General features: G+C 64.3%; 12 protein-coding genes. 6 read left to right on the top strand and 6 right to left on the bottom strand.

Going from position 1 to position 11,587, the window contains the following annotated elements:
* Positions 1-291 precede the first annotated feature (291 nt).
* The 6 genes from cynS (at position 292) to GPA22_RS20145 (ending at position 3,920) form a co-directional block, all read left to right on the top strand.
* Complete coding sequence (gene cynS / locus GPA22_RS20170; RefSeq protein ID WP_169257861.1) at positions 292-735, top strand: cyanase; 444 nt, start codon at positions 292-294, stop codon at positions 733-735.
* 114 nt (positions 736-849) lie between these two features.
* Positions 850-1,395 carry an OsmC family protein gene (locus GPA22_RS20165; protein WP_169257860.1) on the top strand — a complete coding sequence of 182 codons (546 nt, stop codon included), beginning with the start codon at positions 850-852 and terminating at the stop codon, positions 1,393-1,395.
* Between the two features lies 1 nt (position 1,396).
* The gene (locus tag GPA22_RS20160; RefSeq protein ID WP_169257859.1) at positions 1,397-1,741 is read left to right on the top strand and encodes a carboxymuconolactone decarboxylase family protein; all 345 of its coding nucleotides are present in this window, start codon (positions 1,397-1,399) and stop codon (positions 1,739-1,741) included.
* A gap of 70 nt (positions 1,742-1,811) precedes the next feature.
* Entirely contained in the window at positions 1,812-2,966 is a 1,155-nt protein-coding gene (locus GPA22_RS20155; RefSeq protein ID WP_169257858.1) for an FAD-dependent oxidoreductase, read from the top strand.
* A gap of 26 nt (positions 2,967-2,992) precedes the next feature.
* The gene (gene nrtS / locus GPA22_RS20150; RefSeq protein ID WP_169257857.1) at positions 2,993-3,241 is read left to right on the top strand and encodes a nitrate/nitrite transporter NrtS; all 249 of its coding nucleotides are present in this window, start codon (positions 2,993-2,995) and stop codon (positions 3,239-3,241) included.
* A gap of 118 nt (positions 3,242-3,359) precedes the next feature.
* Positions 3,360-3,920 (top strand): glycine zipper 2TM domain-containing protein, encoded by a 561-nt coding sequence (locus tag GPA22_RS20145; protein WP_169257856.1) that lies wholly within the window; start codon positions 3,360-3,362, stop codon positions 3,918-3,920.
* A gap of 66 nt (positions 3,921-3,986) precedes the next feature.
* On the opposite strand, the gene GPA22_RS20140 is transcribed toward GPA22_RS20145, so the two are convergent.
* The 6 genes from GPA22_RS20140 to GPA22_RS20115 all read right to left on the bottom strand — a co-directional run bounded on the left by GPA22_RS20140 (position 3,987) and on the right by GPA22_RS20115 (position 11,566).
* A complete protein-coding gene (locus GPA22_RS20140) occupies positions 3,987-5,462 on the bottom strand; it encodes a class I SAM-dependent DNA methyltransferase (protein WP_169257855.1) in 1,476 nt (491 codons plus the stop codon).
* 8 nt (positions 5,463-5,470) lie between these two features.
* Positions 5,471-6,472: a virulence RhuM family protein/type II toxin-antitoxin system death-on-curing family toxin gene (locus GPA22_RS20135; RefSeq protein WP_169257854.1), complete on the bottom strand. Its 1,002-nt coding sequence runs from the start codon at positions 6,470-6,472 to the stop codon at positions 5,471-5,473.
* A gap of 39 nt (positions 6,473-6,511) precedes the next feature.
* Positions 6,512-8,029, bottom strand: coding sequence for a restriction endonuclease subunit S (locus tag GPA22_RS20130; RefSeq protein ID WP_169257853.1), 1,518 nt, complete (start codon positions 8,027-8,029; stop codon positions 6,512-6,514).
* Positions 8,029-8,433, bottom strand: a complete 405-nt coding sequence (gene vapC, locus GPA22_RS20125; RefSeq protein WP_211169249.1) for a type II toxin-antitoxin system tRNA(fMet)-specific endonuclease VapC — start codon at positions 8,431-8,433, stop codon at positions 8,029-8,031. The genes GPA22_RS20130 and vapC overlap by 1 nt, the downstream gene beginning before the upstream one ends.
* Positions 8,430-8,660, bottom strand: coding sequence for a hypothetical protein (locus GPA22_RS20120; protein ID WP_169257852.1), 231 nt, complete (start codon positions 8,658-8,660; stop codon positions 8,430-8,432). Before GPA22_RS20120 ends, vapC begins: the two co-directional genes overlap by 4 nt.
* A gap of 110 nt (positions 8,661-8,770) precedes the next feature.
* A complete protein-coding gene (locus GPA22_RS20115; protein ID WP_169257851.1) occupies positions 8,771-11,566 on the bottom strand; it encodes a type I restriction endonuclease subunit R in 2,796 nt (931 codons plus the stop codon).
* Positions 11,567-11,587 lie beyond the last annotated feature (21 nt).

The raw sequence follows: 11,587 nt of genomic DNA, 5'->3' as shown, positions 1-11,587 counted from the left end.
GTCGATTACGATGCCCGTCGCGACTCACGCGGACGGGCATTTTTCCCTGGGCAGATTCCGGTTTAATTCCGTCCGTAGTCCGGTGCAAATATGTCCGTTTTCCGGCTTTTTTTCGTCCCGCCTAAAACTATGCCGGCCACGGCGCCGCCGTGCTGCACGACGCGAGGCATCCGCCGGTGGTCCGCCCCGGCCTCGTGCCCGAATCCACCCTGCCGGCCGAACCGGGCCAGCCCGTGCTCCGGCAGGTCGTCAATCACTAAGGCCGCAACCATCCCCCCAGGAGAAAAGACCATGAACCGCAACGACGTCACCGAAATGATCATCGCCGCCAAGATCGCCAAGGGCCTGAAGTGGGCCGACGTGGCGGACCGGATCGGCCTGTCGAAGGAATGGGTCACGGCCGGCTGCCTCGGCCAGATGACTTTCGACGCCGCGCAGGCCGCGATCCTCGGCGACACCTTCGGCCTGCCCGCGGAAGCGGTCGCGCTGCTGCAGGTCGTGCCCTACAAGGGCTCGCTGCCCACCGCGGTGCCGACCGACCCGCTGATCTACCGCTTCTACGAGCTGATCAGCGTGTATGGCACGACCTTCAAGGCGCTGATCCACGAGGAGTTCGGCGACGGGATCATGTCCGCGATCGACTTCCGCATGGACCTGCAGCGCGAGCCCGACCCGCTGGGCGACCGCGTGAGCATCACGATGTCGGGCAAGTTCCTGCCCTACAAGACCTACTGACCCCCGCCCCGCAGCCCGCGGGGCTCCCCCGATCCGCGTCGACCGCAGCCCGCCCCGGCGGGACGGGCGGCGCTCACCCCGAAGAAACGCCAACCCCCGTACAGGAGAACCACAATGACCACCCCGACCGTCAAGACTTCCCTGCGCCCGATCGACCGCCAGGGCCTGCTCAACTTCGCCGCTTCCGGCCGCGACAACCCCGAACGCCGCGGCACCAACAAGGTGCACACCGTGATGCAGGGGCAGTTCCGCTCGTGGAGCTATGTCGGCATCCACAACCCGGTGATCGTCGACGAGCCGCTGCATCTCTTTGGCGAGAACACCGCGCCGGCCCCCGGCGAAGTCGTGCTGTCGGCGCTCGGCGGCTGCCTCGGCGTCGGCATCACCGCGGTCGCCACCTACCGCGAGATCACGCTCAGCCGCCTGGAAATCTTCCTCGAGGCCGACATCGGCAACACCGGCGCGTGGGGCGCCGGCGGCGCCGAGCGCCAGCCCGGAGACATGGGCTTCCAGGAGATCCGCGTGAAGGTGATCGTCGAGGGCGACGCGACGCCCGAACAGCTCGACGACGTGGTGCGCCACGCCAACTACTTCTCGCCGGTCGCCAACACCATGCGCAACCCGGTGCCGATGAGCGTCGCGCGCGTGGACGAGGTGTGACATGAGCAAATCGTTCTCGGTCATCACCGGCGACGTGTCGAAGGCGCTGGCGCAGATCCGCAGCGCCGTGCCCGACACGATGAAGGGCTTCGGCCAGCTGTCGCAGGGCGCGCTCGCCGCCGGCGCGCTGCCGGCGCTGCAGAAGGAGCTGATCGCGCTCGCGGTGGGCGTCGCCGCGCGCTGCGACGCCTGCATCGGCTTCCACGTGAAGGCGCTGATCCGGCTCGGCGTCACGCGCGAGCAGCTGATGGAGACGCTGGCGATCTGCGTCTACATGGGCGGCGGGCCGAACCTCATGTACGCCGCCGAGGCGGTGCGCGCGTACGAGGAGTTCGGCGCGGCGTGAGCGCCACGGCCGGGCGCCGGGCCTGCCCCCCGCACGGCCCCGGCGCCCCCACCTTCTCCCGGGACAGACAATGAACGACAGAATCCTGATCATCGGCAGCGGGCTCGCGGGCATCACGCTCGTGCGCGAGCTGCGCAAGCGCGACAAGGCCGTGGAGATCCTCGTCGTCACGGCCGACGACGGCAGCTTCTACTCCAAACCCAGCCTGTCCAACGCCTTCGCCGCCGGCAAGGCGCCCGACGCGCTGGTCCTCGCCACGGCCGCGAAGCTGGCGCAGGACCTCGACGTGCAGATCATGGCCGGGACCTTCGTGCTCGGCATCGACGCCGCGCGCCGCGTCGTGCGCACCAGCCGCGGCGAGCTCGCCTACGGCCGCCTGGTCCTCGCCGTCGGCGCGGCGCAGCTGCCGGTACCGCTGGCCGGCGACGGCGCGCCGGACATTCTTGCGGTGAACGACCTCGCCGACTACCGCGTGCTGCGCCAGCGCCTCGCCGGCACGCGCACGGTCGCGATCATCGGCGCCGGGCTGATCGGCTGCGAATTCGCCAACGACCTGAGCCTCGGCGGCTACGCCGTCACCGTCTTCGACACCGCCGCGCAGCCCCTCGCGCGCCTGCTGCCCGCCTCCGCCGCTGCCGCCCTGCGCAGCCGGCTGGAAGCGATCGGCGTCGTGTTCCGCCTCGACACCCGGCTCGCGCGCGCCGAACGCGCGGCCGCGGGCTGCCGCCTCGTCGACGCGCAGGGCGGGGCGACGCACCACGACCTCGTCGTCTCGGCGATCGGCCTGCGCCCGAACCTCGCACTGGCGCAATCCGCGGGCCTCGCAACGAACCTGGGCATCGTCACCGACACCTTCCTGCGCACCTCCGACCCGCACATCCACGCGCTGGGCGACTGCGCCGAAATCGACGGCCTGTTCCTGCCCTACGTGATGCCGATCATGCAGGGGGCGAAGCGCCTCGCCGCGACCCTCACCGGCGCGCCCGAGGCGGTCGAGCTGCCGGCGATGCCCATCGTCGTGAAGACGCCCGCGTGCCCGACGGTCGTGTCGCCGCCGCCGGCCGGCCGCGCCGGGCGCTGGGAGGAGGAATCCGGCGCGGACGGGCTGCGCGCGGTCTTCCGCGACGCGGTGTCGCAGCAGGCGCTCGGCTTCGTGCTGCAGGGCGCGTACACGCGCGAAAGGATGACGCTCGCGGCCGCGATGCCGGCCCTGCGGCCGTGCTGACGGACGGGCCGCGTGCGGCCGGCGGGATGGCAGCGACCGTGCCGCGACGCGGCGCCCTCGTGCGCTTCCTGCGCAGCGCCTCTAGTGGGCCGGTGCGCGGGGTCGCCGTGCGCGTCGCGCTCACCGTCGGCACGATCCTGAACCTGATCAACCAGGGCGGGCCCCTGATCGCGGGCGAAGGGATTTCGTGGACGCACGTCGCGCTGAACTACCTCGTGCCCTACTGCGTCTCGAGCTACAGCGCGGCACGCAACGAGATGCGACGCGACGGGTGAGCCCGGCGCGGGACGTTTGGGTATCTCTTTGTTTCCCCATCCAGACGGGCAGCAGGGGCGGACATAGAATCGGCTACCGCGAGCTCTTCGCACCAGATTCAGGGACCACTGAGAACCTATGGACAAATCGATGATGCTGGGCATCGGGCTGGGGGCGCTGGGCGTCACCGCCGGCGGTGCCGTCGCCACCTACAACCTGGTCGACCACGGACCGAAGTACGCCGAGGTGGTCGCCGTGCAGCCGCTCAAGGAAGCGGTCAAGACGCCGCGCGAAGTGTGCAGGGACGTCGTGGTGAATCATCGCGCCCCGGTCAAGGACCAGCACCAGATCGCCGGCACGGTGGTCGGCGCGCTGGCCGGCGGGCTGCTGGGCAACCAGATCGGCGCGGGCTCCGGCAAGAAGGTCGCCACCCTCGCCGGCGCGGCCGCCGGCGGTTACGCGGGCAAGAAGGTCCAGGAGAACATGCAGGCCAACGACACCTACAGCACCACCGAAACCCGGTGCAAGACGGTGACGGACACCAGCGAACGGGTGATCGGCTATGACGTCGAATACCGGCTCGGCGAGCAGCTCGGCCGCGTGCGCATGGACCACGAACCCGGCGAGCGCATTCCCGTCAAGGATGGCCAGCTGGTCCTGACCGGGGCGCGAGGTACGAACGCGGGGTCGGGCAGTTGATCCGGCCCGCCGAAGCGATCAGCCTGGCCCGGGAAATCGCGCAGGCTGACCGCTCGGCACTTCACGCTACAAGGCTGCCGCGACTTCCCGGAAGCTGTTCAACCCGGCCTCCAGGTTGTCGATGATTTCGCCGGCCAGTTCGTCAGGCTCGGGCAAATTGTCGAGGTCGGCGAGGCTCTTGTCCTTCAGCCAGAAGATGTCGAGGCTGGTCTTGTCACGGGCGACGATCTGATCGAAGCCGAACTTGCGCCAGCGCCCTTCCGGGTTGCTCGCCTCGTTCCAGGTTTCCTGGCGCCTGAAGCGGTTCGCCGGCTGGTAGCAGGCGATGAACTCCTGCAGATCCTCGAAGCGCAGCGGCTTCTTTTTCAGCGTGTGGTGGATGTTGGTGCGGTAGTCGTAGATCCAGACTTCCTTGGTCCACGCTTCCTTGCTCGCCGCGTGGTTGTCGAAGAACAGCACGTTGGCCTTGACCCCGTTGGCGTAGAAGATGCCGGTCGGCAGGCGCAGGATGGTGTGCAGGTCGGTGGTTTCCAGCAGCTTCCTGCGCACCGTCTCGCCGGCACCGCCTTCGAACAGCACGTTGTCGGGCACCACCACCGCGGCGCGGCCGGTGGTCTTGAGCATGGTGCGGATGTGCTGGACGAAGTTGAGCTGCTTGTTCGAGGTGGTCGCCCAGAAGTCCTGGCGGTTGTAGGTCAGGTCGTCCTTCTCCTGCTCGCCGTCCTCGTTGGTGAAGCTCATCGCGCTCTTCTTGCCGAAGGGCGGATTCGCGAGCACATAGTCGTAGGTCTGCGGCGAACTCGCGACCAGCGCGTCGTTGGGCGAAATCATGCTGTCGCCGTCGATCTCGCCGATGTTGTGCAGGAACATGTTCATCAGCGCGAGGCGCCGCGTGCCGGCGACGATCTCGTTGCCGAAGAAGGTCTCGTGCTTGAGAAAGGCCTTCTGCGCCTTGTCCATTGCATGCGCCGCGACCAGGAAGTCGTAGGCGGCGAGGAAGAAGCCGCCGGTGCCGCAGGCCGGGTCGGCGATCGTCTTGCCGGGCTCCGGACGCACGCATTCGACCATCGCGCGGATCAGGGCGCGCGGCGTGAAATACTGGCCGGCGCCAGACTTGGTGTCCTCGGCGTTGCGTTCGAGCAGGCCTTCGTAGATGTCGCCCTTGACGTCGGCGCCCATGGTCACCCACTGGGTGTCGTCCACCATGTCGATCAGCCGGTAGAGCTTGGCCGGGTCCTGGATCTTGTTCTGCGCCTTGGTGAAGATCGAACCGAGCATACCCGGCCGGTTGCCGAGCTCGCGCAGCAGCGTCACGTAATGCACTTCCAGCTCGGCGCCGCGTTTGGCCTTCAGGCTCGTCCAGCTGTATTCGGCCGGGATGCCGACCTTGCGGCTGTACGGCGGCTGGCTGTATTCGTGCGCCATCTTGAGGAAGATCAGGTAGGTCAGCTGCTCGAGGTAGTCGCCGTAGCTGACGCCGTCGTCGCGCAGCGTGGTGCAGAAACTCCAGACCCTGGAGACGATGGAGGCGGTTGCGTTCATGTTCTTGCTTAACTCCGGATCAGGTTCATGATCAGATGAACCATCAGTTCCTTCTGCGCCGGATCGCTCTGCGCCACCAGCAGGGCAATCGCGGCCAGCGCGTTGTCGTTGATCTTCAATTCCCCGTCGGACTTCAAGTGGTGCCGGTTGCGTTGCAGGAACCAGATGAACAGAAAGGCGCCGATGCGCTTGTTGCCGTCCGAGAACGGATGGTTCTTGATGACGAAATAAAGCAGATGCGCGGCCTGTTCCTCGATGCTCGGATACACGTACTCGCCGCCGAAGGATTGAAGGATGTTGCCGAGAATGCCGGCAAAACTGTCGTCCTTCCGGTTGCCGAACAAGGCCGACGCCTCGCCGCGCCCGGTCATGTCGGCCTTCAGCGCGGCGATGCCCGCCAGCGCTTCGTCCTCGCGGATCGCGTAGCGGATGGTTGTGGTGAAATCGTCCAGCGGCAGGCGTTCGCTGTCGAACTGGTTGAGCAGCACGAAGGTGCGCGCATAGCCGGCGATCACTTCCACCAGTCCGCGTGCCTCCGGCAGGCTGGCCTGCTCGATCAGGTTTTGCTGGAAGAGCGTCAGCGTGCGTTCGAGCTGGCGGATGTTCTCCTGCTGCCGGGCCAGCCGCTGCTCGTTCAGCGCATACCCTTTGACGAGGTAGTCCTTGAGGATCCGGTTGGCCCAGATGCGGAAGCGGGTGCCTTCGACGGACTTGACGCGGTAGCCGACCGAAATGATCACGTCGAGATTGAAGTGATCGACCTGATAGGTTTTGCCATCCGGCGCAGTATGTGCAAATTTTGCACATACTGAATCGGCCGACAGCTCCCCTTCCGCAAAGATGTTGCGTACATGCTTGCTCACCACCGATCGTTCCCGGCCGAACAGTTGGCTGATCTGCTGCTGCGACAGCCACACGGTTTCGCCTTCCAGCCGAACCTCGGTCGAAATCGAGCCGTCGGCCGACTGGTAGATCGCGACGGGGGCTTGGGTGGTGTCGTGCGTCGGCATGAGTTCGTCCTCTGAATGACTGTATTTTCATACAGTATTCTAGCGGGATTTTTCCCGTTTGCGAGCCTTCATGCCATTCGATTTTTCCGCGCGGATGCGTTCGAGCAGGACCGAGGCGGGTTCGTCCTGCGGGTCCTGCGGTACCAACTGGCCGGAGAAGGCTTTTTTCAGGATGGACTGGCGCAGGGCTTCGGCTTGTTGCAGCGAGGAGGTGATGGTTTGGTCGAGTTGGTCAACTTCGGAGAGCTTGTACTCGATAGTTTCAACAAGCTGCTTTGCTTCGGCCAACGGACACAACGGCACAGCCGTGTTCTCTATGATTCCCAGATTCAAGTTCGGCTGCACGCCACCTGAGGATTTCAGTCGAATATCTCCATAATTTTTCTGGAAAAACCATTTCACGTAGGGACGAAGGGTTGCCGCCATACCCTCCAAGACAATGGCTGCGATTGCCTGATTGGTTGTTGCCTCTATGAGCAATTCAGAGCACTTACCCCTCGTCTTACCTTCACCGTACAAAGCGACCAGCAAAGTATGCTTGGGGTATATACGTAAATTCGTTTCTTGCAACGCCGTTTGGGTAACGTAATCGCTGGCTTTGGTAACGAAGCTTTCGTTTAGTGCTCCGCTTGTCACCCAAGGAATCACTCCTCCTGCGTAAAAATCTGTCCGACCTTTCAAGGGCGTAACCCCAGTGCCCAGTGTCCCCAATGAACTGACTTTCACCCACCCCCAACCTTCTGGCAATTCAGGCAAATCGGCAAGCTCATCGGCAGAAAGCGGCTCCAACGGCTTTGGCGCTTTTGGCTTGCTGCCTTGTTTTCCACGAGCTTCCCAGTCGGCGAGTTGCTGCCGGTAACGCTCGGCGCGCTCCTGCTGGATGCGCTTCAGCAAGGCGTCGGCGGTTTCGAGTTGGTCCGGGTTGTCGGTGCGCCATTGGGCGGTGAGCTTGCCCTCGAAGGCGTGTTTGAGCAGGGCCTGGCGATAGACCTTGAGCTGCGCCTGGGCGGTCTTCAGGCTTTCGATGCCCTTGTCCAGTTCGGAGAACAGTTCCTCTATCTTCGCGACGATGCGGTGTTGTTCGCCGGTCGGTGGGAGCGGGACGGGCAACTTACTGAATGCAGAGCCCGAGAGTTCCTTGAAGGTTGTTCCTGTAGCCATTGACTCAGCTAGCTGTTTTGCACCCTTGAAGTAGTAATAAAGATATTCATTGAAGACGCCTTTCGCCGGGACTACGCTTTTGAAACCTTGATTTGTAGTCATGTCGCACGAGCTTATGGCGACATAGCCGATGGGCGCTCTTGATGAAAAATGGACGCTGCCTCTCGGCATGATGGCGGCCGAACTAGCCTTCAAGCCCGCTTCTGAAATTGATTTTGCACCCTTTGCGATGTACTTGTTGCTATAGCCGGTCAGATCGGAAGGAGAAATCCAGCTGATTGTTCCACCCCAATACGAGCCGTCCTTCGTTGATGGCGTTCCCCCGGAAACGACCTTGCCAAGATCTGCCACAGTCACCTGAACCCAGCAACTGGGCAACCTCATCGAACCGCCCATCACGCCACCTCCCAATCTTCCAGCCGCAACCCCGCCACCCGGCCGAACTCGCCGGTGTTGTGCGTGACCAGCGTCGCGTCGTGCGCGCGGGCAATGGCGGCGATCAGGAGATCGTTGGGGCCAATCGGACGCCCCTGCCCCGACAGGTCGGCACGAATGCGGCCGTAGTGTTCGGCACAGGCATCGTCGAAAGGCAGACTCTGCAGCGGCGCGAAAAACGCTTCGAGGAGGTTCAGATCGGCTTCCATGCGCTGGCTGCGACGGGCGCCGTAGAGGAGTTCGGCCTTGACGACGCTGCACAACGCGATGTCGGCCGGCGCATGCGCGCGGAAGTGGTCCTGGATGACGGGGCTTCGTTCGTTCAGCAGGCGGATGCAGACGTTGGTATCGAGCAGGTAGATCATTCGAACGCCGACCGCTCTTCGAACTGCCCCTGCGGTGCACGCTCCAGAGGGGCGCCTTCCCACTTTCCGAACAGCTCGAAGTAGCCTTCCGGCCACGCTTCGCTGGCGCCGGTGTCGCGCTTGACCAGTTCGGCGAGGTAACGCGACACGCTCATGCCGGCCTCCTTGGCTTTGCGCTGGGCCTTTTCGGCGACGTCGTCGGGGACGTAGCAATGAAGTTGAGTCATCTCGGACGCTCGGTATATTTGCACTATGTGCATTGTAGCGGCGGATAGATCCCCGCCGTCCGTTTTGGCGCGCAAAGTCGAATCGCGCCACCACGATGTGGCGCGATTCTTCAGGCGACCAGCGCTTCGTTCAGTTCGTCGAGCAGCGGGTCCATGCGCGCGCCGAAAAGCTGGAACATCCGCCCCAGCCCGCCCTGTCCGTCGAACGGCGACATGTCGAGGTCGTCGCGCGCGATGTGGAAGGAGTTCGCGACGTGGTCGCGGACCATGCGCAACCAGGCCATCTGCTCCTCGTTGAACTTTTCGCTGCCGCCCGAGTGCTGCTTCATGACCCAGTTCTGGAAGTTGCGGCGCACCGTATCGTCGAAGCTCGCGAGCCGGTCGTCCATGCCGCAGACGCGGCGGATCAGCGCGACGAGCGCCGAGAGTTCGCTGACAGGCTGCTCGCCCTTGTAGTCGTCGAGCTGGCGGTAGGCCTGCCAGACGCGCAGGGGAGCAAGCTGGGGTTTGTCGGCGCGCAGCTTGTCGAGTACCTGGCGGATCAGCTCGAAGCTGAGTTCGCGCCGCCGGTACGGCTGACTGAAGAAGATCGTGAGCGCAGTGATGCTGTCGCGGTGCGCGTTCAGGTACTCGCCAAATTCATTCGCCAGCGCCTGCGCGTTACTCGCGGCGTTCTTGTCCCACTCGGCGCGCAGCACGGTGTCGAGGTTGTCGTGGTCGATGGTCTGTTCCTTGTCGCGCCGGATGGCGTCGATGAGTTCGACCAGTTCGCCGTTGAAAACGCCGGCGGCGGCTTGCACGAGCTGCTCCTGCGCCTGCTGGCGTTTGGCATCGCCGGGGTCGCTGCCGGCCGGCAGGCCGGCGAGCTGCAGCGCCTTCGCCTCGACGTTGTCGGCGTCGATGGCGGCGAAGAGCTGGCCGACGAGCTGGCTGAGCGTGAGCCCGCTGGCGGCCTCGCGGATGCGGCGCTGGTCGTCGGCGTCGAGCTGCTTGTTGAGCCGCGCCAGCCGGCCCGCGAGCGAGGACACGGTGTCTTCGTCGCTGGCGCCCATCATCACCGCCATCGCGAGATCCTTGAGCGGCACCGAAGGCTTGGTGATCAACGGCTGGCTCGCGGTTTTGAGCGACTTGGTGACGCCGATCGCGTCGACGATCACGTAGTGGGTCTTGGCGCTCACCGCCGAAGGCGTGACCTTGCGCAGCTCGTCGAGGTCCAGCGTGCGCGTGCCGCGCCCCTTCATCTGCTCGAAGTAGTTGCGGCTCTTCACGTCGCGCATGAACAGCAGGCATTCGAGCGGCTTGACGTCGGTGCCGGTGGCGATCATGTCCACGGTGACGGCGATGCGCGGGTAATAATCGTTGCGGAACTGGGCGAGCACCGACTTGGGGTCTTCGTCGATCTTGTAGGTGAGCTTCTTGCAGAAGGCGTTGCCCTCGCCGAATTCCTCGCGCACGGTCTGGATGATGTCGTCGGCGTGGCTGTCGGTCTTGGCGAAGATCAGCGTCTTCGGCACTTCCTTGCGGCCCGGAAAGATCTCCGGCAGCTGGTCGCGGAAGGTGCGGATGACGGTGCGGATCTGGTCCGGGTTGACGATCTTGCGGTCGAGCTGGGTGGCCGAATACGCCTCGTCCTCGTCCTGCATTTCCCAGCGTTTCCTGCGCGTGAGTTTCTCGCGGCGCTCGACCTGCTGGTGGGCGCTGATCTGTGCGCCGGCCTGAGTGATCTGCGTTTCGATGACGTAGATTTCATTGCCGACGTTCACGCCGTCGGCGACGGCCTTTTCGTGGCTGTAGTCACTGACCACGTTCTTCCTGAAGAAGCCGTAGGTGCGGTTGTCGGGCGTCGCGGTGAGCCCGATCAGGCTGGCGTCGAAGTAGTCGAGCACCTGCTGCCACAGGTTGTAGATCGAACGGTGGCACTCGTCGATGTAGATGAAATCGAAGAACTCCGGCGGGATCTTCTCGTTGTACACGACGGGCAGCGGCGCCTTGGGTTGGGTCCTCAGTTGCGTCAGCTCGGCCGGGTTGATCTCCTCGGCGGCCTCGTCGAGTTCGCTGCCCTTGAGGATGGAATACAGGCGCTGGATGGTGCTGATGCAGACCTGGCTGTCCTTGGCAACATACGAGGACTTCAACCGCTGGACGTTGTAGAGCTCGGTGAACTTGCGGTTATCGTCGATCGGCACGTACGACATCATCTCCTGCTCGGCCTGTTCGCCGAGGTTCCGCGTATCGACGAGGAAGAGGATGCGTTTGCCGCCGGCGTGCTTGAGCAGCCGGTAGATCGAGGTGATCGCGGTGTAGGTCTTGCCCGCGCCGGTCGCCATCTGGATCAGCGCACGCGGCCGGTCGGCCTTGAACGAGGCTTCCAGGTTGCTGATGGCAATTTCCTGGCAGTCGCGCAGCCGCAGTTCCTGCGCAGGTCGGTGCTCCGGATTGAGTTCAGGAATGTGCTGCAAGCGCTGGCGCAGGCTCGCCCCTTGGGATAGCCACTCCTTGAGGGTTTCCGGACGGTGGAAATTGAACACCTCGCGGGAGCGGGGTTTGGGGTCGCGCACGTCGGTGAAGCGGGTGATGATGCCGGTGCTCTCGTAGAGGAAGGGCAACGGCTCCTTGTTGTTAACCCATTTCAGCTTGGCGACGGAGTAGCCCTCGGTTTGCTCCTCTACCTCGGTAATCTTGTGGCCGAGCTCCTCCTTCTTGGCTTCGATGACCCCGACCGCCTTTTTGTCGACGAACAATACGTAGTCGGCCGGGCCGACGTCAGTCTGGTATTCGCGGACCGCTTGCCCCTGGCCAACGTTGAGGTCGATCTTCTTTGCCGACTGAACGACCCAGCCCGCCTGCCTGAGCAGCGCGTCGATGTTGTCGCGGGCTCTCTGTTCGGGGGTCTGGTTTTCAGTCATCGCCAAACCATTCGCTGCGCT

Source organism: Aromatoleum toluvorans, from assembly GCF_012910905.1.
GTDB lineage: Bacteria > Pseudomonadota > Gammaproteobacteria > Burkholderiales > Rhodocyclaceae > Aromatoleum > Aromatoleum toluvorans.
The sequence above is the reverse complement of the archived record's forward strand: the minus strand, read 5'-3'. Positions and strand labels throughout refer to the sequence as shown.

Coding starts and splice junctions, on each gene's coding strand:
- GPA22_RS20120 (WP_169257852.1), bottom strand. CDS start 8,660: ATGACTCAACTTCATTGCTACGTCCCCGACGACGTCGCCGAAAAGGCC.
- GPA22_RS20115 (WP_169257851.1), bottom strand. CDS start 11,566: ATGACTGAAAACCAGACCCCCGAACAGAGAGCCCGCGACAACATCGAC.
- GPA22_RS20130 (WP_169257853.1), bottom strand. CDS start 8,029: ATGGGCGGTTCGATGAGGTTGCCCAGTTGCTGGGTTCAGGTGACTGTG.
- vapC (WP_211169249.1), bottom strand. CDS start 8,433: ATGATCTACCTGCTCGATACCAACGTCTGCATCCGCCTGCTGAACGAA.
- GPA22_RS20160 (WP_169257859.1), top strand. CDS start 1,397: ATGAGCAAATCGTTCTCGGTCATCACCGGCGACGTGTCGAAGGCGCTG.
- cynS (WP_169257861.1), top strand. CDS start 292: ATGAACCGCAACGACGTCACCGAAATGATCATCGCCGCCAAGATCGCC.
- GPA22_RS20165 (WP_169257860.1), top strand. CDS start 850: ATGACCACCCCGACCGTCAAGACTTCCCTGCGCCCGATCGACCGCCAG.
- GPA22_RS20155 (WP_169257858.1), top strand. CDS start 1,812: ATGAACGACAGAATCCTGATCATCGGCAGCGGGCTCGCGGGCATCACG.
- nrtS (WP_169257857.1), top strand. CDS start 2,993: ATGGCAGCGACCGTGCCGCGACGCGGCGCCCTCGTGCGCTTCCTGCGC.
- GPA22_RS20135 (WP_169257854.1), bottom strand. CDS start 6,472: ATGCCGACGCACGACACCACCCAAGCCCCCGTCGCGATCTACCAGTCG.
- GPA22_RS20145 (WP_169257856.1), top strand. CDS start 3,360: ATGGACAAATCGATGATGCTGGGCATCGGGCTGGGGGCGCTGGGCGTC.
- GPA22_RS20140 (WP_169257855.1), bottom strand. CDS start 5,462: ATGAACGCAACCGCCTCCATCGTCTCCAGGGTCTGGAGTTTCTGCACC.